Source organism: Acidovorax sp. LjRoot129 (genome assembly GCF_964253765.1).
Taxonomy (GTDB): Bacteria; Pseudomonadota; Gammaproteobacteria; order Burkholderiales; family Burkholderiaceae_C; genus Acidovorax.
The window spans coordinates 662,250-686,952 of record NZ_CAXUSE020000001.1 but is presented as its reverse complement, the minus strand read 5'-3'; the positions used below and the strand labels follow the sequence as shown (position 1 = coordinate 686,952).

Annotated in this window: 20 protein-coding genes; 15 read left to right on the top strand and 5 right to left on the bottom strand. The window is 64.8% G+C overall.

Going from position 1 to position 24,703, the window contains the following annotated elements:
- Window positions 1-9 precede the first annotated feature (9 nt).
- From tssA to ACSQ3Q_RS03180, 11 genes are all read left to right on the top strand, one after another.
- A complete protein-coding gene (tssA, locus tag ACSQ3Q_RS03230; RefSeq protein WP_436132975.1) occupies window positions 10-1,002 on the top strand; it encodes a type VI secretion system protein TssA in 993 nt (330 codons plus the stop codon).
- Window positions 1,003-1,306: 304 nt separating this feature from the next.
- The gene (gene tssB, locus ACSQ3Q_RS03225; RefSeq protein ID WP_436132974.1) at window positions 1,307-1,855 is read left to right on the top strand and encodes a type VI secretion system contractile sheath small subunit; all 549 of its coding nucleotides are present in this window, start codon (window positions 1,307-1,309) and stop codon (window positions 1,853-1,855) included.
- Between the two features lie 26 nt (window positions 1,856-1,881).
- Window positions 1,882-3,378, top strand: a complete 1,497-nt coding sequence (gene tssC, locus ACSQ3Q_RS03220) for a type VI secretion system contractile sheath large subunit (RefSeq protein ID WP_436132973.1) — start codon at window positions 1,882-1,884, stop codon at window positions 3,376-3,378.
- Between the two features lie 410 nt (window positions 3,379-3,788).
- Entirely contained in the window at window positions 3,789-4,574 is a 786-nt protein-coding gene (locus ACSQ3Q_RS03215) for a type VI secretion system accessory protein TagJ (protein WP_436132972.1), read from the top strand.
- A 12-nt stretch (window positions 4,575-4,586) separates the two neighbouring features.
- Window positions 4,587-5,111 (top strand): type VI secretion system baseplate subunit TssE, encoded by a 525-nt coding sequence (gene tssE, locus ACSQ3Q_RS03210; RefSeq protein WP_436132971.1) that lies wholly within the window; start codon window positions 4,587-4,589, stop codon window positions 5,109-5,111.
- A gap of 16 nt (window positions 5,112-5,127) precedes the next feature.
- Window positions 5,128-7,002 (top strand): type VI secretion system baseplate subunit TssF, encoded by a 1,875-nt coding sequence (gene tssF, locus ACSQ3Q_RS03205; protein WP_436132970.1) that lies wholly within the window; start codon window positions 5,128-5,130, stop codon window positions 7,000-7,002.
- Window positions 6,999-8,105, top strand: coding sequence for a type VI secretion system baseplate subunit TssG (tssG, locus tag ACSQ3Q_RS03200; protein ID WP_436132969.1), 1,107 nt, complete (start codon window positions 6,999-7,001; stop codon window positions 8,103-8,105). The genes tssF and tssG overlap by 4 nt, the downstream gene beginning before the upstream one ends.
- Window positions 8,106-8,162: 57 nt before the next feature.
- The gene (tssH, locus tag ACSQ3Q_RS03195; protein ID WP_436132968.1) at window positions 8,163-10,940 is read left to right on the top strand and encodes a type VI secretion system ATPase TssH; all 2,778 of its coding nucleotides are present in this window, start codon (window positions 8,163-8,165) and stop codon (window positions 10,938-10,940) included.
- Between the two features lie 41 nt (window positions 10,941-10,981).
- Window positions 10,982-13,300, top strand: coding sequence for a S41 family peptidase (locus ACSQ3Q_RS03190; RefSeq protein ID WP_436132967.1), 2,319 nt, complete (start codon window positions 10,982-10,984; stop codon window positions 13,298-13,300).
- Window positions 13,301-13,379: 79 nt separating this feature from the next.
- Window positions 13,380-14,861 (top strand): AMP nucleosidase, encoded by a 1,482-nt coding sequence (locus ACSQ3Q_RS03185; protein WP_436132966.1) that lies wholly within the window; start codon window positions 13,380-13,382, stop codon window positions 14,859-14,861.
- 47 nt (window positions 14,862-14,908) lie between these two features.
- Entirely contained in the window at window positions 14,909-16,045 is a 1,137-nt protein-coding gene (locus tag ACSQ3Q_RS03180; RefSeq protein WP_436132965.1) for a GGDEF domain-containing protein, read from the top strand.
- Window positions 16,046-16,083: 38 nt separating this feature from the next.
- On the opposite strand, the gene ACSQ3Q_RS03175 is transcribed toward ACSQ3Q_RS03180, so the two are convergent.
- On the bottom strand, window positions 16,084-16,707 hold the full coding sequence (locus tag ACSQ3Q_RS03175) for an FMN-binding negative transcriptional regulator (RefSeq protein WP_436132964.1): 624 nt from the start codon (window positions 16,705-16,707) through the stop codon (window positions 16,084-16,086).
- Between the two features lie 72 nt (window positions 16,708-16,779).
- Window positions 16,780-17,583 (bottom strand): helix-turn-helix domain-containing protein, encoded by an 804-nt coding sequence (locus ACSQ3Q_RS03170; protein WP_436132963.1) that lies wholly within the window; start codon window positions 17,581-17,583, stop codon window positions 16,780-16,782.
- 144 nt (window positions 17,584-17,727) lie between these two features.
- On the opposite strand from ACSQ3Q_RS03170, the gene ACSQ3Q_RS03165 reads away from it, so the two are divergent.
- A complete protein-coding gene (locus tag ACSQ3Q_RS03165) occupies window positions 17,728-18,663 on the top strand; it encodes an ATP-binding cassette domain-containing protein (RefSeq protein ID WP_436132962.1) in 936 nt (311 codons plus the stop codon).
- A 370-nt stretch (window positions 18,664-19,033) separates the two neighbouring features.
- A complete protein-coding gene (locus ACSQ3Q_RS03160; RefSeq protein ID WP_436132961.1) occupies window positions 19,034-19,606 on the top strand; it encodes a DUF3455 domain-containing protein in 573 nt (190 codons plus the stop codon).
- A 32-nt stretch (window positions 19,607-19,638) separates the two neighbouring features.
- On the opposite strand, the gene cynS is transcribed toward ACSQ3Q_RS03160, so the two are convergent.
- Complete coding sequence (gene cynS / locus ACSQ3Q_RS03155) at window positions 19,639-20,082, bottom strand: cyanase (RefSeq protein WP_436132960.1); 444 nt, start codon at window positions 20,080-20,082, stop codon at window positions 19,639-19,641.
- Between the two features lie 130 nt (window positions 20,083-20,212).
- Here cynS and ACSQ3Q_RS03150 point away from each other — a divergent pair, with 130 nt between their 5' ends.
- Complete coding sequence (locus ACSQ3Q_RS03150; RefSeq protein WP_436132959.1) at window positions 20,213-21,079, top strand: ABC transporter permease; 867 nt, start codon at window positions 20,213-20,215, stop codon at window positions 21,077-21,079.
- Between the two features lie 95 nt (window positions 21,080-21,174).
- Here ACSQ3Q_RS03150 and ACSQ3Q_RS03145 read toward each other — a convergent pair whose 3' ends face one another.
- Complete coding sequence (locus ACSQ3Q_RS03145; protein ID WP_436132958.1) at window positions 21,175-21,912, bottom strand: hypothetical protein; 738 nt, start codon at window positions 21,910-21,912, stop codon at window positions 21,175-21,177.
- A gap of 195 nt (window positions 21,913-22,107) precedes the next feature.
- Window positions 22,108-23,697 (bottom strand): GMC family oxidoreductase, encoded by a 1,590-nt coding sequence (locus ACSQ3Q_RS03140; RefSeq protein WP_436132957.1) that lies wholly within the window; start codon window positions 23,695-23,697, stop codon window positions 22,108-22,110.
- Between the two features lie 117 nt (window positions 23,698-23,814).
- Here ACSQ3Q_RS03140 and ACSQ3Q_RS03135 point away from each other — a divergent pair, with 117 nt between their 5' ends.
- Window positions 23,815-24,663 (top strand): 3-hydroxybutyryl-CoA dehydrogenase, encoded by an 849-nt coding sequence (locus ACSQ3Q_RS03135; RefSeq protein ID WP_436132956.1) that lies wholly within the window; start codon window positions 23,815-23,817, stop codon window positions 24,661-24,663.
- The last annotated feature ends 40 nt before the right edge of the window (window positions 24,664-24,703 follow it).

Here is a 24,703-nt window from a genome sequence, read left to right as displayed (position 1 = left end):
AATTGCACCATGACCGACATCGAAGAACTCCTCAGTGCAGCATCGGCCAGCCCGCCCTGTGGGCCGGATATGACGTATGCGGCGGAGTTTCTGGCGCTGGAACAATTGGCACGCGGGAAACTCGAGCAGCAGTACGGCGACACCATCATTCCGGCGGAAGAGCCCGACTGGCAGGCCGTGGAAAACGCGGCCTCGCTGTTATTACGGCAAAGCAAGGACATGCGAGTCGCCGGCCTGCTGTGCAGGTCTTGGACCAATGTGGAGGGATTCGTGGGGCTGGCTCGCGGGCTGGACCTGATGGGGACCTTGCTGGAGAGCTATTGGGATCGCATACATCCTCAGCCGGAAGACGACGACTATTTCATGCGAATGAATGCCGTGGCCATGCTCAACGATCTCACCGGGGTGCTCCGTGAACTGCGGCAGACGGAGCTTCTAACTTCCAATTTTGGCAGCTTCACAGTCCGCGATGCAGAGTTGCTTGCGCGTGGTCAACGTGCCGAATCCAACGCACAGTTAACACTCGATCAATTACGACTGGGCATGGACAGCGCCTGGGAACGCGCAGACTCTCTCTTGCTGGCGGTGTCCCGAGCCAAAGAAGCACTGGAAAAATTGATCCGTGTCTGCGCCGAAAATCTGCCCCACCACCAGCAGCCCGACCTGGGAAACATCCAGACCCTGATATCGCTGCTGAACACCTTGTTGCCCCGACAGGAGAGCATTTCAGAGTCCCCTGATATCCCCACGGACTTGCCTGCATCCCAGGCGATCAAGCCGGGATCGCTCGAGATCCGCACTCGCGACGATGCCATTCGGCAGTTGGTCAGGATTGCCGAGTTCCTCGAGTCTACGGAGCCCACGAATCCCGCCTCTCTCCTCATTCGGAGGTCAGCCAAGCTGATGGGGATGAGCTTCATCGACATCCTGCGCGAGCTTGCTCCGCAGAGCCTTCAGCAGATTGAAGTGATCACCGGGGTGCAACCCGAACAACCCTCTTGAACTACGAACTGTAACAGTCGAGTCGTTTCCGAATTGGATACTGAACCACTGCGGTCAACCAGATTCTCAAACTGAAAACTCCCAGAGAACACCTGCAATGGATGGGCGTTTTGAGGGCATTGGGGATTCAAGGTACCGCGGTTTCATGTCCTAGCGAATCGGTGACGGCGTGACCGAGAGGAACGATTCGTTTCGGGCACCACAAACCGTAGCGAATTCACACAACTTTGTAAGCATTTGAACGAGCAACCGTCGGTTGGACGGTGTCCGGTTCAGCAGGCCAGACAACTTGAGAGAGGTAACCATGTCAATCACCAAAGTGGGCAAAAGCGGACAGAAGTTCATCGCCAGAAACCGGGCACCGCGCGTGCAGATCGAATATGACGTAGAAATCTACGGATCTGAGAAAAAGGTGCACATCCCTTTCGTCATGGGCGTAATGGCAGACCTCTCCGGAAAGCCTCTTGAAAACCTGCCGGAAATTGCCGACCGCAAGTTCCTGGACATCGACATCGATAATTTCGATGCCCGCATGAAGTCCATCAAACCCCGGGCCTCGTTCTTGGTACCGAATACGCTCACTGGGGAAGGTTATCTCAGCGTAGATCTGACGTTTGAGAGCATGGATGATTTCTCGCCGGCGGCAGTTGCCCGCAACATCGGCCCACTGAACACGCTGCTGGAAGCACGCACTCAATTGCACAACCTGCTTTCCTACATGGACGGCAAACAAGGTGCCGAGGAGCTGATCCGCAAGGTGCTGCAGGACCCCGCGCTGCTCAAGTCGCTGGCCGCCAGTGCCAAACCCGCCACTGAGCCTGCCGAAGGCCCAGTTCAAAACGACGCCGTCTGAGACGCCCCAGCGAACGGAGATTACCCATGAGCGCAGTAGCCATCACTGAATCATCTACCGCCCAGTCGTTGGAAGGTCACGACTTCGCGGCATTGCTGAACAAGGAATTCAAACCCAAGACGGATCAGGCCCGTGACGCGGTGGAAGCCGCTGTCCAGACCCTGGCACAACAAGCACTGGCCTCGGTCACCACCATTTCCAATGATGCGTACCAGACCGTCCAGGCGATCATCGCGGAGATTGACCGCAAGCTCTCCGAGCAGGTCAATTTGGTAATCCACCACACGGAGTTTCAGAAGCTAGAGGGCGCCTGGCGCGGCCTTCAGCACTTGGTGACCAACACCGAGGTGGATGAGATGCTCAAGATTCGCGTCATGAACATCTCCAAGAAGGAGCTGCACCGCAACATGCGCCGCTACAAGGGTGTCGGCTGGGACCAGAGCCCCATCTTCAAGAAGGTCTATGAAGAAGAATACGGCCAGTTCGGCGGCGAGCCCTTCGGCTGCCTGGTGGGCGACTACCACTTCGACCACAGCCCACCCGACGTGGAACTGCTGGGTGAAATGGCCAAGGTGGCTGCGGCTGCCCACTGCCCATTCATTTCTGGCGCCTCCCCTGCGCTGATGCAGATGGATTCGTGGCAAGAGCTGGCCAACCCGCGCGACCTGACCAAAATTTTCACCAACACCGAGTACGCTGCGTGGCGCAGCCTGCGCGAGTCGGATGACTCCAAGTACATCGGACTGGCCATGCCACGTTTCCTGGCGCGTCTGCCGTATGGCGCCAAGACCAACCCCGTAGACGAGTTCGATTTCGAAGAAGAAACGGCGAGCGGCAACCACAGCAAGTATTGCTGGGCCAACTCGGCTTACGCCATGGCGGTGAACATCAACCGGTCCTTCAAGTACTACGGCTGGTGCACGTCTATCCGCGGTGTCGAATCCGGCGGCGCCGTGGAAAACTTGCCTGCGCACACGTTCCCCACCGACGACGGTGGCGTCGACATGAAGTGCCCCACAGAAATCGCCATCAGCGACCGCCGCGAGGCAGAGCTGGCCAAAAACGGCTTCATGCCGCTGGTGCACCGCAAAAACTCGGACGTGGCGGCCTTCATCGGCGCCCAGTCGCTCAACAAGCCTGCCGAGTACTACGACGCAGACGCCACGGCCAATGCCAACCTGTCGGCGCGGCTGCCCTACATGTTCGCCTGCTGCCGCTTCGCGCACTATCTCAAGTGCATCGTGCGCGACAAGATCGGCTCGTTCAAGGAGCGCAGCGACATGGAACGCTGGCTGAACGACTGGATCATGAACTACGTCGATGGAGATCCTTCGAACTCGTCGCAAGAAACCAAAGCACGCAAACCTCTGGCCGCTGCCGAGGTCGAAGTGAACGAAGTGGAAGGCAATCCGGGGTACTACACCTCCAAGTTCTTCCTGCGTCCGCACTATCAGCTTGAAGGCCTGACGGTGTCCTTGCGCCTGGTGTCCAAGCTGCCCTCCGTCAAGGAAGCGGGCAACTGAGTCCGGTAAGTTTGCCGTTGCTCAGCCGCTGAAATGCTGTGTCGGCCAGCGTTGCACCTGCTCGCCCGGGCAGTGACGGCGACGCGGAGGTTGCGCCGTTGCCCTGGGACAGGCGCCCGATGCCCGACTGGCGAGCAGGCGTCCTAATGCTGGGCACCGGAATCCACCCATCCACCCATTGCAGGGCAGGCAATGCCACCAACTTCGCCGTCCAATGAACGCGGCTGCATGACGAGGCTCCGCACCGTCAATGCAGTGCGGTACAGAGGGGCGGCGAATGCAACAGGCAAACATGAGAACGGGAATGGACATCTTCGCCAGCCCCGTCCTCCTTGAGCCGGCTTTTACGTGACAGTCCGCTACAACCGCCGTGGACGCTTTTGCGCCACAGCCTTCCATGAGTTTTTAACGTGACTGCTGTTCTTTTTGATTCCCATAGCCCCTTAGACGTGCAACTGAGCCGCGTCAGGGATGCGATCCGCGAAGAGCCCGCCAGAGCGTCGCTGCGCACCTTCTATTTCCAGCTGCTGGCTGTTCTGGGCGACTGGAACAAGGCGCTGGCACAACTGCAGGTGTGCGCCCAGCTGGACCCCAAGGCCGTGCCAATGGCTCAGGCTTACCGGGAAGCGATGCGCTGCGAATTGCTGCGCAGCGAGGTATTCGAAGGCCGACGCACTCCCTACATTTTGGGCGAACCCCCACAGTGGCTGAGCTACATGGTGGATGCATTGAAGGCCCAGTCTGAAGGGTCGCAAGAAGCAGCCCTGAAGCTGCGCACCCAGGCGCTGGACATGGCCCCCGCGTCCCCGGGTGAAATCAACGGCGAACCTTTCGAATGGCTGTGCGATTCGGACTCACGCCTCGGGCCCATTTTCGAACTCTATACCAACGGTTGCTACTACTGGGTTCCTTTCTCCGCCGTGCGGAGCATTGCACTAGAGAAGCCACAGGATTTGCGGGATCTCGTTTGGCAACCTGCCGAGCTGACTTTGGTAAACGAGAGCACTCTGCAAGGTCTGGTTCCTGCGCGCTACCCCGCCCATGCAAGCGATGACGACAGCCTGCGCCTGGCGCGGCGTACCGAATGGACGGACATCGGAGGCGAGCATGTCGCAGGTCGGGGACAGCGGGTACTGAGCTCCGAGCTCGGCGACCATGCAGTGCTGGACGTCCGCACCATTGCATTCAACGCGTGACGTAGCACTGCCATGCTTTCCAGGCGACTGAGCGGGTTCGGGACCGAGAAGGACCGCCTGCAACCGGCCTTACTGGACCGGCTTACCGACCACGAACCCAGCAAAAGAACCGAACAGGCGGACGCGGTCTACGTGACCGAATCACGTCTTCGAGCCGCCCTGCTGCGTGATCTGGGCTGGCTGCTCAATGCCAGCAATGCGTCCGGGCACATAGACTTCGACGGTTTGGCGCATGCCGAGCGGTCTACGCTCAACTACGGCATGACGCCTCTCGCGGGCAAGCTGCTTTCAGACTTGGACTGGAAAGATGTGGAGGCCAACGTCAGCCGCGCGATCCTGGCCTTCGAGCCCCGCGTTCTGCCGCAGTCGTTGGCCGTGACCCTGCTGCCCTCCTTCGATTCGCTGAATCACCACAACACACTGCAGTTCGAGATCCGTTGCCAGTTCTGGTCAATGCCTTACCCCCTGGAACTGCTCCTCAAGACCAGCCTGGACCTGGAAACAGGCCAGGTGGTGGTATCGGATTTGAGAGGCTGACAGTGGGAAATTACCGATGAACCCGCGTCTGGTGGAGTATTACAACCGCGAGCTGGCCTACCTGCGTGAGCTGGGCGCCGAGTTCGCTGCAGCATTTCCGAAAGTGGCGGGCCGCCTCGCACTGCGCGACCTGGACGTGGCCGACCCGTACGTCGAGCGCCTGCTGGAAGGCTTCAGCTTTTTGACCGCGCGGGTGCAGATGAAGATGGACGCGGAGTTCCCGAGGCTGTCCCAGCGCATCCTGGAGATGGTGTGTCCCCACTATCTGGCGCCCACACCTGCGATGGTCATCGTGCAAATGTCGCCCAGCGAAACTGAAGGCAACGTAGCAGACGGGTACTGCTTGCCTGCAGGCAGCATGCTGCGGTCCCGCAAGACCACCGATGACCAGACGCCTTGCGACTTCCGCACCGGCCACGACGTTACGCTGTGGCCGGTGAGTCTGACACGCGCGACGCTTGGTGGCCCCCCCCTGGACGTTCCGCTCGCGCGCTTCGGCCTGCCGCATGAGCCTGCAGGGCATTTGCGTCTGGAGCTCGACATCCAGGGCGCTAAAGACTTCGCGCACCTACCGATGGACCGGCTGGACTTCTACGTTCACGCGACGGACGCTGTCGCGTCACACCTGCAGGAGTTGTTGCATGAGTCGCTTCTCGGCATCGTGCTGCACGACGTGCAAGACCCGACCAGGGTGTACGGGTACCTGCCGGCTGAGGCGCTTCAGGCAGAGGGGTACGAGCAGCGCCAAGCGCTGCTGCCCTACTCCCACAGGGCCTTCCAGGGCCATCGGCTGCTGCACGAGTACTTCGCGTTCCCGCCCCGATTCCGGTTCTTTTCCATCCAGGGCTTGTCTACCTTATTGCGCCAGGTTCCCTCCAAACGCCTGGCCCTGACCTTGCTGCTGCGCAAAGCCAGCCCGGATTTAGAGCCTGTCGTAGATCAGCAGAACTTCCTGCTGCATTGCACCCCTGCGGTCAACCTCTTCGAACGCATGGCAGACCGGATTCATGTGTCAGCTGGCATGAACGAATATCACGTGGTCATGGAGCGCACCCGCCCGCGTGACTTCGAGGTGTACAGCGTCCTGAGCGTGACGGGGCATCAAGAAGGGCAGGTGAACGATCGGGAGTTCGTCCCGCTGTATGCATCCGTGCACGGCATACGCTCGGATGATCAAGCCTATTTCGCAGTGCGGCGTGAGCCGAGGCTGTTCTCGGAGCACGCGGTGCGTTTCGGCCCCCGCACCCAGTACCTGGGCAGCGAAGTTTTTCTCTCACTGGTAGACCAACGCGCAGCCCCCTTTTCCGACGACCTCAAGCAACTGTCCGTACGCACTTTGTGCACAAACCGCGACTTGCCCCTGCTCATGCCGACCAACCAGGCCGAGGGCGACTTCAACACGCTTGACTCCGCACCTATCGGCGCCATCCGCACCATTGCTGGGCCTTCGCGGCCGATGGGCAGCGTGGCAGAGAACGAAATCACGTGGCGACTCATCTCGCACCTTTCGCTGAACTACCTGGCCATGACCGACCTTTCCGACCAGGAAGGCGCAGCGACATTGCGCGAGCTGATGAACCTCTATTTGGCGCTGGGCAACCATGCCCTGGCAGGCCAGGTCGCGGGACTCAAAGAGGTCAACATTCGGCCCATCACCCGGCGCCTGGCCCAGCACAGGCAACTGGTGTATGGCCGCGGGGTTGGCGTTGCACTCACAGTGGATGAGTCGTCATTCGCGGGCGTGAGCGCCTGGCCTTTGGCCTGTGTGCTCGAACGCTTCTTCGCACGCCATGTGGGCGTCAACAGCTTCACTGAGTTGTCGTTGCACTCGCGGCAACGCGGCCCGGTCGCGAAGTGGAGCGTTCGCCCGGGGCAGAGACCCAATACATGAGCCGCGCAGCGACTTCCTCGACATCTCAGGCAGCGCAGCGGCCGAGCGAAACCGCAGACTTTTGGCAGCGGCTGCGCCGCGACCCGCATGCCTTTGACCTCTTCTTCGCGCTCCGTTGGCTGCAAGCCCGCAATTCTGACCAACCGCTTCTGGGCCGCGCCGCGCGTCCGCAGGCTGAACCGATTCGCCTGGGTCAAGACCCGTCGCTCGCTTTTGCCCCCGCGACCATTGCGGAACTGCTGCCGCCAGTGGCAGGGCAGCCGGAACGGCTGACGGTCTGGAACTTCGGCTTGTACGGGCCAAACGGGCCCATGCCGACCCACCTGACGGAATACGTCCGGGAGCGGCAGCGCCAATACGACGATCCGGCGCTGGCGCGGTTCTCCGACATCTTCCATCACCGCCTGCTGCTGCTGTTTTTTCGTGCGTGGGCGGACGCACAGCCCACCGTCTCGCTGGACCGCCCAGGCGATGACATGTTCGGACGCCACCTGGCGAGCATCATCGGCATCGGCGAACCTTCTTCACGTCGGCGCGACGCGGTGGAGGACCACGCCAAGCTGCACATGGCAGGGCACCTTACGCGCGCCACCCGCAATCCCGAGGGCTTGCAGCGCGCCATCGGCAGCTACTTCGGTGTGCCTGTTGTCCTGCAGGAATACTGTCTGCACTTCCTGGAACTTGAACCATCGCAGCAGACACGCCTATCGCGGCACCCTAGCAACTCCCAACTGGGTGTGGACACAGTAGTGGGATCGCGCGTCCCGGACGCGCAAAGCAAGTTCCGGCTGCGCATCGGCCCGATGACGCTGACCCAGTACGAGCGCTTCTTGCCAGGGCAGCCGGATTTCAAGGCGCTGGTGGACTGGGTGCGGAGCTACCTGGGAATCGAATACGCCTGGGACTTTGAGTTGGTGCTCCAACGCGAGGAAGTGCCCGGTACGCGCCTGGGTGGCACAACCCGCCTGGGCTGGACCAGCTGGATGCTCAACGAGCCTGCGCCACGCGACGCTGACGACTTCCGCCTTGATCCCGAAAACTGGCTCCAGCTGCGCGGCCACCGGGTCCGCGCCCACCGGGAACCGCACCCGACGAAGCAATAAGCACCGCCAAACCACATCCCGTTCACATATTTCTTCCAACGCACCGCCTTCACGCCCATGTCAGAGATCAGCCGCCTTGCCCTGTTTGGAAAACTTAATCCTTTGCTCTTCAAGTCGCTGGAGGGCGCCACGGTGTTCTGCAAGCTGCGGGGCAATCCTTATGTTGAGTTGGTGCACTGGTTGCACCAGCTGCTGCAAGAGAACGACTCCGACCTGTTGAGGCTCTTTCGCCACTTCGAGGTGGATGCAGAGCAACTCGCCGCTGACGTACTCCGCAGCCTCGACCGGCTGCCGCGCGGGGCCACTTCCATCTCCGACTTCTCGGATCAAATCGAGATGTCGATTGAACGCGGCTGGGTATACGCCACACTGATGTTCAACGAGTCGCAGATCCGCAGCGCCTACTGGCTGTCCGGCATGCTGCGCACCCGCACCCTGGCCAACGAGCTGCGCTCCATTTCCAAGGAGCTCGAAAAACTCAGCGAGCCGGGCCTGAGCGACGCGTTCCCCAAGGTCTTGCCCCTGTCGCCAGAGGCCAAGCTGCAGGCAGCGGACGGCTCCGGCCTGCAAGGCACGCCCGGCGAGGCGAGCGGCGCGACGTCGCCGCTGGGCGGGGGCAAGCAGGAAGCCCTGCAGCGCTACACCGTCGATCTGACCGAGCGTGCCCGCAATGGCGAACTCGACCCCGTGACCGGGCGCGACGAGGAAGTGCGCCAGATGATCGACATCCTCATGCGCAGGCGGCAAAACAATCCCATCCTTGTGGGCGAGGCGGGCGTGGGCAAAACGGCGGTGGTCGAAGGCCTGGCGCTGCGCATCGCCGCGGACGACGTGCCGCCGCCGCTGCGGGGCGTGCAACTGCGCGTGATGGATGTGGGTCTGCTGCAGGCTGGCGCCAGCATGAAGGGCGAGTTCGAAAACCGCCTGCGCTCGCTGCTGGACGAAGTGCAGGCCAGCACGACACCCATCGTTTTGTTCATCGACGAAGTCCACACGCTGATCGGCGCGGGCGGCCAGGCGGGCACCGGCGACGCGGCCAACCTGCTCAAGCCTGCGCTCGCGCGCGGCGTGCTGCGCACCATCGGCGCCACCACGTGGGCCGAGTACAAGAAGTACATCGAGAAAGACCCGGCACTCACACGCCGGTTCCAGCTGGTGCACATCCTCGAGCCCGACGAACCCAAGGCTGTGAACATGCTGCGCGGCGTGGCCGCCAAGCTGGAAACCCACCACAAGGTGCGGATCGCGGACGAGGCCGTGGTGGCGGCGGTGAGCCTGTCGCACCGCTACATCCCGTCGCGCCAGCTGCCCGACAAGGCCGTGAGCCTGATGGACACGGCCTGCTCGCGCGTGGCGATGGCGCTGACCGCGACCCCGGCACGCCTGGAGTCCGTGATCCGCCAGCAAGAGGCGATCCGGGTGGAGCTGGACGTGGTGGAGCGCGAAGCCGCCCTGGGCGTCGCCGATGCCGGCCGCCTGGATGAACTGGCGGCCTCGCTCGAGCGCCTGCAGCAGGAACACGACGCGCTGTCCGAACGGCTGACCCGCGAAAGCGGCCTGGCCCAGCGCATCGTCGATGCAGAAGCTGCACTGATGGCCGCACGACCCGCGCGCTTGCCCAACGATTCCGGCACAAAGGCAGCAACATCCGCCGGTGCGGGCGCCGCCACCACCGCGACCTCCTCAACCAGAACCGAAAGCAGCGCGGCTGCACCGGCTGCTCCTACCGCTGCGGCCCCCGCCCAGCCCACCGTCACCCCGGCAGAGCTGGACGCACTGCGCAAGGAGCTGCTGGCCCTGCAAGGCGACGACCCTCTGCTGCACCCCGTGGTCGACGCGGGCGTGGTGGCGGCCGTCGTGGCCGAGTGGACCGGCATCCCCGTGGGCCGGATGGTGCGCGACGAAGTGCAGTCCGTCCTCACGCTCACCCAGACGCTGGAAAAGCGCGTGATCGGCCAGCGCCACGGCCTGGAGGCCATCACGCGCCGCATCCAGACCGCGCGCGCGCAGCTCGACAACCCGGGCAAGCCCATCGGCGTGTTCCTGCTCGCAGGCCCCTCGGGCGTGGGCAAGACGGAAACCGCGCTGTCCCTGGCCGAGGCGCTGTATGGCGGTGAGCAGAACCTCATCACCATCAACATGAGCGAGTTCCAGGAGGCACACACCGTGTCCACGCTCAAGGGCGCTCCGCCCGGCTACGTGGGCTACGGCGAAGGCGGCGTGCTGACCGAGGCCGTGCGCCGCAGGCCCTACAGCGTGGTGCTGCTCGACGAGATCGAGAAGGCCCACTCCGACGTGCACGAAATGTTCTTCCAGGTGTTCGACAAGGGCTGGATGGAAGACGGCGAAGGCCGCTACATCGACTTCAAGAACACGGTAATCATCCTGACCTCCAACGTGGGCTCCGAGCTGATCGCAGGCATGTGCAACGACCCGGACCTGATCCCCGGGCCGGAGGCACTGACCAAGGCCGTGCGCCAGCCCCTGCTCGACAAGTTCCCGGCCGCCTTGCTGGGCCGCCTGACGGTGGTGCCCTACTACCCGATCTCCGACGCCATGCTCGAGCAGATCATCCGCCTGCAGTTGCGCCGCATCCAGAAACGCATCGAAGCCAACCACGGCGCGCAGTTCAACTTCAACGACAGCGCGGTGCAGCTGATCCGCGAGCGCTGCAGCGAGGTCGAATCCGGCGCCCGCATGATCGACGCGATCCTGACTCAGAACCTGCTGCCCCGCCTGGCCATGGAGCTCCTGCAGGCCTCGGTGGATGCCAAGACCATCGGCACCATCGACGTGAGCGCTGCCGACAACGACTTCGTCATCCGCTACGCCTGAGTCCGACCGCACGCTCGCACCCACTCAACGCCCACGCCACCATGTTCATCATCCGCCTGCTCTGTGACCCGTTCACCCACCGCGCTGCGGGACCTCTGCCGGGCGCTGCGCCGCAGCACCGCACGGTGCGCGGTGGCCGTCGTGCGCGAACCCGCCGCGCGCAGGCCGCCGTGGTGCTGGTGGCCTTGACGCTGACGCCCCTTTGGGCGCTGGCACAAGGCGGAATGCTGGGCAACCTCGGCCGCGCGGGCGAGGTGATGAGCCGTGGTGAAAGCGCGGTGTCCACGGGCCAGCAGGTGATGTCCACCGGCGGCCAGGTCATGGACGCCGGTCGCCAGGCCTGGAACAACCGCAACGGCACGCCCTTTCAGGCCCCCACCGGACCTGCGGTGATGGCCCGCGACGAAGGCGGCCCCCTGCGGCTCATCGCGGCGCTGGAGCGCGGCGCCGGCGACCCCATGGCCGCCAGCAGCACCCTCGTGGCCCTGCTGGACCAGGGCGCCTACTTCATACAGCGGCAGGCCGCGCACGTTACCGCCCCGCAAGACCAGCTGCTGGCCACGCCCCGCGCGGACAGCTCGGCCGTGTCCATCGACCTGCCGTCGTCGCCCCCGGGCGCCCTGTTCGACCTGGGCTCGGGCCGTGCGCGCGCGTCGGGCCCTGGCGTGAAGATTTTTGCGCTGTCGGTCCATGCCAATCTGCCGCGCCGCGCCGGCCGCCGGTCGCTCGACCCGATCGAGCAGCACGCCATGCTCACCACCAGCTCGGTGCAGATGGAATGGCCGCTGCAGCCCGAGCTGGCCATGGAGCCCGTGGGCGGCAAGCTGCTGGTGTGGGCGAACGAAGCGGGCGCCCCCTTTCCTTCGGGCTTTGGCCCCGATGGCCGGCTCTTCACAGCCGACGACCCGATGGTGCGGCTGCCGCGCGGCTATACGGTGGTGACGCTGGACAGCCGTGGCTTCAGCTTCGACCGCAGCCGCGAAATCGCGCTCTCGCAATACAGCGTGCAATCCACTACCGACATCGACTTGTCTCGGCTCGCGCCTGGCGATGCCTTCAAGGCATTCACCAGTGTGATGCAAGAGCGCTATCCTTTTCGGGGCAACCCTCCGATGGACTGGGGCAGGCTGCAAGCAGAGCTGATGGACCGGATTCGCCAGGTGAGCGACCACAAGGATCGACAGGCGCTTGCACAGATTTATGCCGAGATCGGTACCCGCCTGCAAGACGGCCTTTTTCGGGTCGACATGCGCGGTGCGAGCAGCTCCAAGGGGCTCATCCCTGGTCTGGACACCGGCTTAGGGGGACAGTGGCAGCCACGCGGAATCACACCCGTGCCCGTGCCGGGTGTTTGGTGGCTGTCGGACGCCCGCGCCATGGTTGGCAGCGTGGCGCCAGGCTCCACCGCGGATCTGGCAGGCCTGCGCCCGGGAGCGGAAATTGTGGAGGTGAATGGCGAGGGCATTGCGCGTTACCTGGGGCGGGTATCGCGCTATTCCAACCGGCCTACCGAGGCCGGACGGCGCCACGATGCGCTCAAACTCATGGCCTATGAACGCGACGCCATGGTCCTCAAGATCCGGCAGGACGGCAGGGACCAAACCATCGACCTGCGCCAGCGCTTTGCCGATCGGCCGCAACCGGCAGGTACAGCGCCCAACAATGAATCGCTGTCTGCATTTCAACTGCGCAGCCAATCGGGCAGGCAGTATGGCTACATCGCGATCAACTCTTTTGCAGACGGGGGCGGCAATCTCGATTTGTGGGAGCGCAACCTAGCGGCAGCGAACCAGTCGAGACTGCGGGGCTTGGTGGTGGACCTGCGCGGCGCCAACCATGGCACGTACCAACTGGTTCCGCACTACGCGGCGTCCTTCTTTTCATACGACCGACCACTGCGGCTGCAGGGCTATGCGCAACGCCAAGTGGATGCTACCGCCAAGGTATGGCGCACCCGGGGCAGCCTGGGCCTTCCGCCGCAGCTGCCGCTGTTCACGCAGGGCAACGGGTTCTACGGCGCACCCTTGGTACTGTTGATCGGTCAGGATTGCACGGGGCCTTGCGAACTGTTCTCCGCTTGGCTGCAAAAAGCTGGGCGGGCGCATGTCGTGGCGACAGAGGCCACCCCTGGCGCCGTCGGGATGACGACTCGCATCCTGCTGCCCGGCGATCTGGTCGTGCACGCCCCCACCGTGGCGGAACTGGGTGCCAATGGTGAGCATTACGTGTTTGGCAAAGGCGTCGAGCCCGATCTGCGCGTGCCTGTCGATGCCAGCCTCGTGCAACGCGCGCTGAGTGGAGGCGATCCGGTGCTGGATGCCGCCGTCCAGTGGCTGGACAGCCGACCCCAGGCACGCTAAACGGGGCGTTGCGCCCCCGGCATTTCTTCAAAAAATCGACTCGTCCGCCTGCGGTCATGCGGGCAAGCGAAAATAGCGCATGCCCCTCGTCCCTGACTTCATCGCCCCCACTCGCCACACCGATCCGGCCGACGCGCTGGCCCAGGTGCAGCGCATCTATCAGCAACAGATTGGCCACCTGCGCGATGCCATGCATCGCTTCGTGGGGGGCGAGACGCCGGAGAGTGCGGTGCGGGCCTTCTACCCCTTTGTGCGTGTCCACACCACCACGGTGGCGCGGGCGGATTCCAAGCTGGCGTATGGCTTTGTGGAGGGCCCCGGCCGGTACGAAACCACGCTGACCCGGCCCGACCTGTTTGCCAACTACTACGCAGAGCAGTTCCGGCTGCTGCGGGCCAGCCACAACGTGGAGCTGGAAGTGGGCACCAGCGCGCACCCGATTCCCATCCATTTCTCGTTCGCCGAGCACGACCACATCGAAGGCACGCTGACGGCCGAGCGCCGCATGCTGATGCGCGACGTTTTCGACCTGCCCGACCTGGCCGCCATGGACGACGGCATTGCCAACGGCACCTGGCAGGCGCGACCGGGCGAGGCGCAGCCGCTGTCGCTGTTCACCGCGCCGCGCGTGGACTATTCGCTGCACCGGTTGCGCCACTACACCGGCACGGCACCCGAGTGGTTTCAGAACTTCGTGCTGTTCACCAACTACCAGTTCTACATCGACGAGTTCGTGCGCCTGGGCCATGCCGAGATGGCCAAGGAGGACAGCGAGTACGTGGCCTTCATCGAGCCGGGCAACGTGGTCACCCGGCGCAAGGGCCTGCCGGCGCAAGCGGGCGACGAGCTGGGCGCCGCGCCGCCGCGCCTGCCGCAGATGCCCGCCTACCACCTGGTGCGCGCCGACCGCAGTGGCACCACGATGGTCAACATCGGCGTGGGCCCGTCCAACGCCAAGACGATCACCGACCACATTGCCGTGCTGCGCCCGCATGCCTGGATGATGCTGGGCCACTGCGCGGGCCTGCGCAACAGCCAGCAGCTGGGCGACTATGTGCTGGCCCACGCCTACGTGCGCGAGGACCATGTGCTCGACGAAGAGCTGCCGCTGTGGGTGCCGATTCCGGCGCTGGCCGAGATCCAGCTGGCGCTGCAACAGGCGGTGGCCGATGTGACCCAGGTGCCCGAGGCTGACCTCAAGCGCTTCATGCGCACGGGCACCGTGGCCAGCACCGACAACCGCAACTGGGAGCTGCTGCCCGACAACATGCCCCAGCTGCGCTTCAGCCAGAGCCGCGCCGTGGCGCTGGACATGGAGAGCGCGACGATTGCGGCCAACGGTTTCCGCTTCCGCGTGCCCTACGGCACCCTGCTGTGCGTGTCTGACAAACCGCTGCATGGCGAGATCAAGCTGCCCGGCATGGCCAACCACTTCTACCGCGAGCGCGTGGACCAGCATCTGCGCATCGGCATGCGCGCGATCGAGATCCTGCGCAAGGGGGGTGTGGACCGACTGCACAGCCGCAAGCTACGCAGTTTTGCCGAAGTCGCGTTTCAGTAAAGCAGCACGAGACTCACAGCAAGAAGATTCACGCGGTCCTGCGCGCCATGTCCCTCGACTTCCTCACGCTCATGGCAGTCATGGCGGCCAACCTGTTCATGATCTCGGCAGTCCTGCCGCTCATCATGGGCCGGGACCTGAGCCGTGCGGCCCGCCATGTGCAGGCCAGCTTGCTGCTGCAGGCGCTGGCCTGGGCGGCCATCATCGCGTCGTCGTCGCTGTGGGACCAGGCGCTGTCCACACTGTCGATTGCCTGCAACGCTGCAGCCCAGTGGATGCTGTACCGCGCGCTCGAAGAATGGCTGGGCCCGCGGCCGCTGCGGCGGGTTCTGCTGGCACTGGTGGTGGCGGCGCCCCTGGGTTACACGCTGGGTTTCGACCACTACGCCTGGCGCGTGGGCTGGGCCAACGGGTTGATGGCGCTGATCCTGGCCATCGTGGCGCGGGCCACGCTGTACCCGCTGGTGCTCGCCGATCTGCGCTGGCGCAGCCTGCTCCTGGGCTGCCTGGCCACCTCCGCCGTGTTCACACTGGCGCGGGGCCTGCTGGGCGCGTTTACCGACCAGTACCCCAGCTTTCGCACGCCCCACCCGGTCAATCTGGCCGCCGCGCTGGCCACCAATGTGAGCCTGGTGCTGGGCACGGTGGCCGTGCTTGTGGCCTGGCGGTACGAGGCCGAGCAAAGGCTGCGCACGCTGGCGATGACCGACGGGCTCACTGGCTTGCTCAATCGCCGGGGCTTTTCCAGCCAGGGCGAAAACCTGCTCTCGCACGCTTGGCGCCACCGCCTGCCGCTGACCGCGTTGATGCTGGACCTGGACCATTTCAAATCCATCAACGACACCCACGGGCACGACACCGGTGACCGCGCGCTACAGCTGTTTGCGCGGCTGCTCAACGACACTTGCCGCAGTGGCGACCTGATTGCGCGTCTGGGCGGCGAAGAGTTTGGGGTGCTGATGCTGCACAACGCGGCTGCCGCTGGCGCTTCGTTCGACCGCCGCCTGCGCCACCGCCTGCACGACGCCAGCGCCGCCGAACTGGGTTTTGTGCTGGACTACAGCGCCGGCATGGCCGTCCTGCAGCCCGGAGAAGCCAGCCTGGCCATGTTGATGGCCCGGGCCGACGGCGCACTGTACGAGGCCAAGACATCGGGCCGGGGGCGGTTGATGGCGGCGGCCTGACGCCTGCCCGGCGCGCTCTGCGCTGCGCGGGCAAGCCCTCAGGGAATGATCAACGCCGCGACATCGTGGGCGGCTCCCGACCGCTCCAACGCCAGATGTTTGACGACGCTTGAGCGGTCCGCCTGCGTGCGCTGCTGGGAGAGAAATCGCTTGCCCGTGATCTGGACCACATCGATCTCGAAACCCAGCAGATGCCGCGCAGCCTCGTCAACGAACGTGGGCGAAGCGTCCTGCAGAGACCACGGCTGATCGCGGTGCGCCTCCTGCGATGCTGCGAGCCCCGCGAGGTGCTCCCGCATCCAGTCCGGGTCTTCGACAAAGCGGATGCAACCCCTCGCTTCCACCGCGACGTAGTTCCAGCTCGGCGCCAGGCGTCCGCTGCGCTGGCCGTTCACATACCACCGCGGGGAGATGTAGGCATTCGGACTCTGAAACACGGCGAGGACCTGCGCACCCTCTTTGACTGACCGCGCCAACGAATGCGCACGCGCCACATGGCCTTTCAGCAGCGCCGGGCCGGCGCCCTCGGCCATCTGCAGCGGAAGGAGGTTCGCCTCCATCCCTTCGGATGTGGCCGCAACTACGGTGGCCAAGGGATAGGACCGCGCCAGGTCATAGAGCTCCTGGAAGTCTTCGATAGCAAAAAGGGATTGGATATACATCGCACGCGCTAAGAAAAAAGGCCAGTCTCTCGGTTGAAGGTGCGCGCGTCTTGAACGTTTCGGCCACGCCCGTCAGCGCTGGCAGGGTGTCCTTTGGACCACAGGCGCCGGTGTGGGCATTGCGGGCGTGAAGCCGCCAAAGCGGCGGAACTCGCGGGTCATGTGCGCCTGGTCGGCGTACCCCGCCATCGCGGCAACCTCCCCCAACGATGTGTCGGCGGCTTGCAGCAAGCCCATGGCGCGCTGAAATCGCAGAATGCCCGCCAAGGTTCGAAGCGGCAAGCCCGCCACCGCAGCCATATCCCGGCGCAGGGTGCGCGACGATGGCCCGGCCCAGCGCCCCCCGCCTTCCTCCAACGCGTGCCCCTGGCGCACCATCCGCTCGATGGCTGCGAGTGCGCGGCCCTGGGCAGGGGCCACGGCGGCCCGCGAGGCCAACCCGCGGGCGGCGCAGCGCAATGCCTGCTCCACGCCCTGCGCCGTGCGGGCTTGCACTAAAGGCTGCAAGGCCAGGGGCCCCAGGATATGGGCGGCCTCTGATCCCACCGCGGTTCGGTTGCGCAGCGCCCCGGGCGACGTGCCCAGGCAGGCACCACCCCAGCCCATGTGAAAGCGCACTCCGAAGATGACGGTTGCCAAGCGCGTGTTTACCAGCGCCGGCTGATCGGCGGGGCCTGCAATCACAGGCCAGACCGTGGCTACCGAGCCGTCGGGATGCAAGGCGCAATGCACCACCAGGTCCATCCGGCCGTCCGGCAGCACCAGCTGGCTGCCACGCGCCATGGCGTCGTAGCGCCACACCGCTTCGATCCGTGTGGCGTCCAGGGCGCCCAGTGGCAGCTCGACGTAGCCGGTTTGCGCAGGTTTGAGGTTCATGGTGCCGTGAGGCTGCAGGGTTTTATTCAGCCTTATTCACTATGCGGGGTGATCTGCCTGCAGAGCGGCTGCGCAAGACCACCGCCGCCGTCCGCGGCGCTTCTGCTGAGCCCGCTGAGGCACCAGCATGGCACACAATCAGGCATGACCGCACTTTTTGAAGTTCTGAATCTGCGCAAGCGCTATGGCGAAACCACGGTGGTGGACGACGTCTCTTTTGCCATTGCCCCGGGCGAATGTCTGGGCGTCATCGGCCCCAACGGCGCGGGCAAGACCACCACCATCCGCATGTGCCTGGGCCAGGCGGCGCCCGACGGGGGGGCGGTGCATTTCACGCCCCGGGCGGATGCGGCCCCGCTGCACATGCCGCGCGATGCGCTGGCCATCAAGGCGCAACTGGGCGTGGTCACGCAGTTCGACACGCTGGACCCGGACTTCACCTGCGCGGAGAACCTGCGTGTGTTCGGCCGCTACTTTGGCCTCAAGGGCGCGGTGATGGACGAGCGTGTGCCCCAGCTGCTGGAATTTGCCGCCCTCACCCACAAGGCCGATGCCAAGCCCGGCGAGCTGTCGGGCGGCATGAAGCGGCGCCTGTCGCTGGCACGCGCCCTCGTCAACAACCCGCGCCTGTTGCTGCTGGACGAGCCCACCACCGGCCTGGACCCGCAGGCCCGCCACCTGATGTGGGAGCGGCTGCAGTTGCTGCTGCAGCAGGGCAAGTCGATCCTGCTCACCACCCACTTCATGGACGAGGCCGAGCGCCTGTGCTCGCGCCTGTTGGTGCTGGACCACGGCAAGAAAATCGCCGAGGGCCGCCCGCGCGAGCTGATCGCCCAGCACCTGGAGCCGGATGTGGTGGAGGTGTTCGGCGTGGGTGCTGTGGCCCTGGCGCACGACGACGCGCTGCGCCACCTGGCCGCGCGCGTGGAGGTCAGCGGCGAGACCGTGTTTTTCTATACCCAGGACGCCCAGCCATTGCTGCAGGTTCTGGCCCAGCACGGCCACCTGCGCACGCTGCACCGGCCAGCGAATCTGGAGGATCTGTTCCTCAAGCTCACGGGGCGGCAGATTAGGGAGTGAATCCACCGGGGGCTGCGCGGGCGGGTGCGGCGGTATGCGGGCCCGAAAGGCATTACTCCTAAATTAATAGCTACTAGCGCTTATAAAATAAGCGCTGGAGGCCTATTTGGCTAAAAATTGGGCTTACACGCCCGTGGGCAAAGAGCTTTCGCTGCCCGCCGGCGCGCTGCTGCGTTCCGGAGCAGCATGTGCACCGCCCTCAGCCATTCGCCCAGGCACGCCCCCGCCCGCAGCGCCGCGATAACCCTTTCGCAAAGAAGAGATTTCTCCTGCCCACATCCAGGCCGCCACTTCATGCGTAGTACCTGCTGCAGCCCGCTTTTTTGGTGCTGTCGCTTTTCCAACCCGCACTGAAGTAAAGGGAAACACCATGAACACCCAGCCTATGCGCTCCCGCCTCGGCCCTCTGGCCTGCACGTTGGCAGCAGCCACGTTGCTCGCGGCCTGCGGCGCCATGAAGCCCTCCGCCGGCCCCATGTATTCGCAAGACAGCCTGCCCGACTCGATCAAGGTGCCCGCCGGCAACAAGGTCGCCATGGAAACCGTGGGCGTGGGCGAGATCACCTATGAATGCCGCGACAAGGCCAATGCCCCCGGCCAGACCGAGTGGGTGTTTGTAGGCCCCAAGGCGGTGCTGAACGACCGCAGCGGCAAACAAGTGGGCACCTACTACGGCCCACCTGCCACCTGGGAATCACAAGACGGCTCCAAGCTCACCGCCACGCAGCTGGCCGTGGCGCCGTCGGGCATGGGCAACCTCCCGTACCAGCTGGTCAAGGCCAACCCGGCCATGGGCTCCGGCGCCATGATGGGCGTCACCTACATCCAGCGCGTCGCCTTGAAGGGTGGCGTGGCGCCGGCCACGGCCTGCACGACGGCCAACAAGGGCGCCCGCGAGATCGTGAAGTACCAGGCCGACTACATCTTCTGGAAGGCCGCGTAAGGCGGCGCGATGAGCGGGCGAGCCCCGCTCAGTCAGTACTGCTTGTATGGCAAGAACTTGCCCGACAGCACCACGTTCACGCGGTCGCCCTTCGGGTCGGCCTCGCGCTGGATGTCCATGCTGAAATCGATCGCGCTCATGATGCCGTCGCCGAACTCCTCGTGGATCAGCTCCTTGATGGTGGTGCCGTACACGCTCACGATCTCGTACCAGCGGTAGATCAGCGGATCGGTGGGCACGGGCGTGGGGAGCGAGCCTTTGTAGGGCACGACCTGGAGCCACTTCTGCTCCTCGGCCGTGAGGCCGAAGATCTTGCCCAGCACCTTGGCCTGCTCGGGCGTGGCGGTCATCTGGCCCAGGCACAGGGCGGTGGTCCATTCCTTGGACTGCCCCACCTTCTTGGCGATGGCGCTCCACTGCAGGCCTTTGGCGACCTTGGTGCTGATGATTTTTTCGGTGACGTCGGTGCGGTTCATGCGGTTTCCTGGGGTGTTGAACAGTCAAGGATCGGGACGCCAAGCAGCAAGCAATGCCCATGCCTGCGCCCCACGCCGCCCTGCCCCTCAAGTGCTGGCGGCCGCAAGGGCGACGCCGCACAATAGGTGCATGCAGACCACCCCCTCCTCCGCATCCCTCGCGCCGGCCCTCGCCGACGCGCCCGCATCGCCCTCCGTGTGGCGCGCGCCGCACCTTTCTCCCCGCTGGTGGCCCGTGTTCATGCGCAACCTGCTGGTGTGGCGCAAGCTGGCCATCCCCAGCCTGGTGGGCAATATTGCCGAGCCGCTGATGTGGCTGGTGGCCTTTGGCTATGGCATGGGGGCGCTGGTGGGGCAACTGAACGTGGCCGGTGCGGGGGGCACGAGCACGCAGGTGCCGTACATCCTGTTCCTGGCCAGCGGCTCGATCTGCATGAGCGCGATGAACGCGGCCAGTTTTGAGGCGCTTTACTCGGCCTTCTCGCGCATGCATGTGCAAAAAACCTGGGACGGCATCATGAACGCGCCCGTGAGCCTGGACGACGTGGTGCTGGCCGAGATGCTGTGGGCGGCGTTCAAGGCGGTGTTCACCGTGACGGCCATCCTGTGCGTGATGCTGGCCCTGGGCATCAGCCACAGCCCCAAGCTGCTGGTGGCCTGGCCGGTGCTGCTGTTCGTGGGCGTGATGTTCTCCAGCATCGCGCTCATCTTCAACGCGCTGGCCAAGGGATACGACTTCTTCACCTACTACTTCACGCTGGTGCTCACGCCAATGATGTTTCTCTCGGGCGTGTTCTTCCCGCGCGAGCAGCTGCCGCCCGTGGTGCGCGCCATCTCTGACTGGCTGCCCCTGACCAACGCGGTGGAGCTGGTGCGGCCGCTGTTCATGGACCAATGGCCCGCCCACCCATGGCGCCACGGGCTGGTGCTGATCGTTACAACGGTCGTGGCCTTCTGGGTGGCGTTGGCGCTCACGCGCAAGCGATTCAAGGCCTGAGGAAACGCCCTTCGAATTGCTACGGGCCTTCTCGCTGACGAGCCACCTAAGCGCCACTTCGCAGCACCATCTTGAGGACGCCGGCGCCTCAGCCCTTAATGCACCAAGCCCGGCAGGGGCGGCAGCCCCAGGCTGCGCATCAGCTTGGCCCATTCGGCCTGCGTGAGGTGGGGCTGCACATGGGCCAGCACGGCCGCGAGCACCGGCGCCGGGGCGTGTTGCTGCATGTCGGACAACAGGGCGGTGCGCTCGGCCGGCGACATGAAGGGCACCAGCCAGCGGGCGGTGGCCATCATCTCGTGCGGCGGGATGGACGCGACCAGCGCGTCGTGGATGCGCACCAGCTCCTCGTCAGAGTAGTGCTCCCACAGCACGCGGTTGTGCGCCGTTTCTTCCTCGTCCATGTGCTCGAAGTTGTGCGCGATGAACAGCGCCAGCTGCCGGTACACCGCATGCGCGGTGGCTGCGCGGGCCGGCCGGGCGCAGGCCAGCAGGTGCGAGACGCCGTCGGCCAGCGCGGCGATTGCCGCTTCGTGCTCGCCATGCTCAGCCTCCACGCCCGCGCACGCGCCGGGCTCGCGCGCTTCCATCGCGGCGTGCACAAAATGGTTTTCGTGGTGCAGGTGTGATCGGCACAAATCCAGCATCTGCATCACACGGTCGCAGGTGTGGGCAAACTCCAGATCGTCATCCACATCCATGCGGCCCAGGCCCAGCAGCGTGTCGGCCATGTAGGCGCGGAGGGCCTTGTGGATACCGGCGTACATGTCCATGCGCGGGGCGGCGGGTTGGGCGCTGGCCAGGGCGGCAATTTCGCGGGGGTCGATCTTCATGGGATTCTTCTTTCTTCATGGCCTTCAAGGCCTGGTCGGCCCCGCTTTTCGCGGGCACCGGGCCGGGCACACCATGTGCCCGCTTCCATGAAATGAAGTCTATGAATCAACGGCGTCGCCGGCTGTGAAAAACTTCCTGATCGAAGCCCCTGCGACGCCTGCACAGCGCATTCACGCGGTAGTCCGTGACATCCGTCACGCCGCGGCGCGCAGCAGGTCCACCGCCTTTTCCGCAATCATCACCGTAGGTGCATTGGTATTGCCGCTCACGATACGCGGCATGATGGATGCGTCCACCACGCGCAGGCCCGTGAGGCCGTGCACGCGCAATTCGCTGTCCACCACATCCATCGCGCCGGGCCCCATGCGGCAGCTGCCCACGGGGTGGTAGATGGTGTCAGCGTACTGGCGGATGAACTGCTCGATCTGCGCATCGGTCTGCGCGCCGGCCGAAGCGGCCAGTTCCTTCGCGCCGTATTGCGCAAGGGCGGGCTGCTGGAGGATCTCGCGCAGGCGCTTGAAGCCGCGCACCATGCGCTGCATGTCGTCGGGGTCGGTCAGGAACTGCGGGTCCACCAGCGGCAGCGCCATTGGGTCCTTGCTGGCCAGCGTGACCGCGCCGCGGCTCTTGGGCTGCAGCAAGCACACGTGGGCCGAGTAGCCGTGGCCCAGCACCGTCTTGCGGCCGTGGTCCACCAGCTTGCCGATCACGAAGTGCAGCTGCAGGTCGGGCTCCTGCTCGCCCGGGTCGCTCTTGATGAAGCCCCCTGCCTCGGCGAAGTTCGTGGTGAGCATGCCGGTGCGGTGCTTGCGCCATTCGGTAATACCGCGCAGCGCGCTCAGCATGCCGGTGGGCGACAGGCCAAACAGGTCGCGGTGGTTGGGCGCATCGAGCACCTGCACCACGTCCGGGTGGTCGTGCAGGTGCGCGCCCACGCCAGGCAGGTTGTGCAGCACCGGGATGCCGTGCCGCTGCAGCTCAGCAGCCGGCCCCACGCCGGAAAGCATGAGCAGTTGGGGCGACAGCAGCGCGCCCGCGCTCAGCAGAACTTCGCGTGCAGCCTTCACCTGGTGCAGCGCGCCGCCCTGCCGGTATTCGACGCCCACCGCGCGCTGGCCTTCGAACAGGATGCGCGTGGCATGCGCGCCGGTGATCAACTTCAGGTTGGACCGCGACAGGTGCGGCGTGAGATAGCCCTTGGCGGCACTGTGGCGCTCACCATTCTTGTGCGTGACCTGGTACAGGCCCACGCCTTCTTGCGTGGCGCCGTTGAAGTCGGTGTTGTGCTGGTGGCCCGCCTGCACGCCCGCTTCGGTGAACAGGTGGCTGAAGCGGTGCGGTGATCGCAGGTCTGCCACATTCAGCGGCCCGCCTTGGCCGTGCCAGGCATCGGCACCGCGCTCGTTGTGTTCGGCCTTGAGGAAGTAGGGCTTGACGTCCTCCCAGCCCCATCCCGGATTGCCCTGCGCAGCCCAGTGGTCGTAGTCCGCATGCTGGCCACGCACATAGACCATGGCGTTGATCGAGCTGGAACCGCCCAGCACCTTGCCACGCGGCTGGTAGCCCTGCCGGTTGTTGAGCGCGGCCTGCGGCGTGGTGTTCAAACCCCAGCCATTGAGCTCGAACTTGGCCATCACGGCCAGGCCCGCCGGGCAATGGATGAGCACACTGCTGTCGGCAGGGCCGGCCTCCAGCAGGCACACGCGCACGGCGGGGTCTTCGGTCAGCCTGCCTGCGAGCACTGAGCCCGCAGATCCGCCGCCAATCACGATGTAGTCGAACATGGTTGTGTTGCCTCCAGCGCCCGTCTGGTGAGCGGGCTGGCGCCACCATAACCGAACGGGCGTGCTTTTCGTCTTACCATCGCGCCCATCCGTTTCACTTTGAAGAAGGCTCTCTATATGACGATTCAGACCGTTGGCATCATCGGCGCGGGCACCATGGGCAACGGCATTGCGCAGGCCTGCGCGGTGTCCGGCATCAATGTGGTGATGGTGGACATCTCCGATGCTGCAGTGCAAAAGGGCCTGGCCACCGTGGCCGGCAGCCTGGACCGCCTGATCAAGAAGGAAAAGATCAGCGCCACCGACAAGGATGCGGCCCTGGCGCGCATCAAGACCTCCACCAGCTACGACGACCTCAAGGCCGCGCAGCTCGTGATCGAGGCCGCCACCGAGAACTACGAGCTCAAGCTCAAGATCCTGAAGCAGGTGGACGCCATCGTGGCGCCCGAGGTGCTGATCGCATCGAACACGTCTTCGATCTCCATCACCAAGCTGGCCGCCGCCACCAGCCGCGCCGACAAGTTCATCGGCATGCACTTTTTCAACCCCGTGCCCATGATGGCGCTGGTAGAAATCATCCGCGGCCTGCAGACCTCTGACGCCACGCACGACGCCGTGAAGGCGCTGGCCGAGGCGCTGGGCAAGAGCCCCATCACCGTGAAGAACGCACCTGGCTTTGTGGTCAACCGCATCTTGGTGCCCATGATCAACGAGGCCTTCTTCGTGCTGGCCGAAGGCCTGGCCACTCCCGAAGACATCGACGCTGGCATGAAGCTCGGCTGCAACCAGCCCATCGGCCCGCTGGCGCTGGCCGACATGATCGGCCTGGATGTGTGCCTGGCCGTGATGGACGTGTATTTGACCGAGTTCGGCGACAGCAAGTACCGCCCCTGCCCGCTGCTCAAGGAAATGGTGGCCGCGGGCCGCCTGGGCCGCAAGACCGGGCGCGGCGTCTATAGCTACTGAGGCTACTGAGCGCCGGCCCGACGTGCTGCCGCAGGGCGGC

Coding starts and splice junctions, on each gene's coding strand:
- tssA (WP_436132975.1), top strand. CDS start 10: ATGACCGACATCGAAGAACTCCTCAGTGCAGCATCGGCCAGCCCGCCC.
- tssB (WP_436132974.1), top strand. CDS start 1,307: ATGTCAATCACCAAAGTGGGCAAAAGCGGACAGAAGTTCATCGCCAGA.
- tssC (WP_436132973.1), top strand. CDS start 1,882: ATGAGCGCAGTAGCCATCACTGAATCATCTACCGCCCAGTCGTTGGAA.
- tssE (WP_436132971.1), top strand. CDS start 4,587: ATGCTTTCCAGGCGACTGAGCGGGTTCGGGACCGAGAAGGACCGCCTG.
- tssF (WP_436132970.1), top strand. CDS start 5,128: ATGAACCCGCGTCTGGTGGAGTATTACAACCGCGAGCTGGCCTACCTG.
- tssG (WP_436132969.1), top strand. CDS start 6,999: ATGAGCCGCGCAGCGACTTCCTCGACATCTCAGGCAGCGCAGCGGCCG.
- tssH (WP_436132968.1), top strand. CDS start 8,163: ATGTCAGAGATCAGCCGCCTTGCCCTGTTTGGAAAACTTAATCCTTTG.
- ACSQ3Q_RS03190 (WP_436132967.1), top strand. CDS start 10,982: ATGTTCATCATCCGCCTGCTCTGTGACCCGTTCACCCACCGCGCTGCG.
- ACSQ3Q_RS03185 (WP_436132966.1), top strand. CDS start 13,380: ATGCCCCTCGTCCCTGACTTCATCGCCCCCACTCGCCACACCGATCCG.
- ACSQ3Q_RS03180 (WP_436132965.1), top strand. CDS start 14,909: ATGTCCCTCGACTTCCTCACGCTCATGGCAGTCATGGCGGCCAACCTG.
- ACSQ3Q_RS03175 (WP_436132964.1), bottom strand. CDS start 16,707: ATGTATATCCAATCCCTTTTTGCTATCGAAGACTTCCAGGAGCTCTAT.
- ACSQ3Q_RS03170 (WP_436132963.1), bottom strand. CDS start 17,583: ATGAACCTCAAACCTGCGCAAACCGGCTACGTCGAGCTGCCACTGGGC.
- ACSQ3Q_RS03165 (WP_436132962.1), top strand. CDS start 17,728: ATGACCGCACTTTTTGAAGTTCTGAATCTGCGCAAGCGCTATGGCGAA.
- ACSQ3Q_RS03160 (WP_436132961.1), top strand. CDS start 19,034: ATGAACACCCAGCCTATGCGCTCCCGCCTCGGCCCTCTGGCCTGCACG.
- cynS (WP_436132960.1), bottom strand. CDS start 20,082: ATGAACCGCACCGACGTCACCGAAAAAATCATCAGCACCAAGGTCGCC.
- ACSQ3Q_RS03150 (WP_436132959.1), top strand. CDS start 20,213: ATGCAGACCACCCCCTCCTCCGCATCCCTCGCGCCGGCCCTCGCCGAC.
- ACSQ3Q_RS03145 (WP_436132958.1), bottom strand. CDS start 21,912: ATGAAGATCGACCCCCGCGAAATTGCCGCCCTGGCCAGCGCCCAACCC.
- ACSQ3Q_RS03140 (WP_436132957.1), bottom strand. CDS start 23,697: ATGTTCGACTACATCGTGATTGGCGGCGGATCTGCGGGCTCAGTGCTC.
- ACSQ3Q_RS03135 (WP_436132956.1), top strand. CDS start 23,815: ATGACGATTCAGACCGTTGGCATCATCGGCGCGGGCACCATGGGCAAC.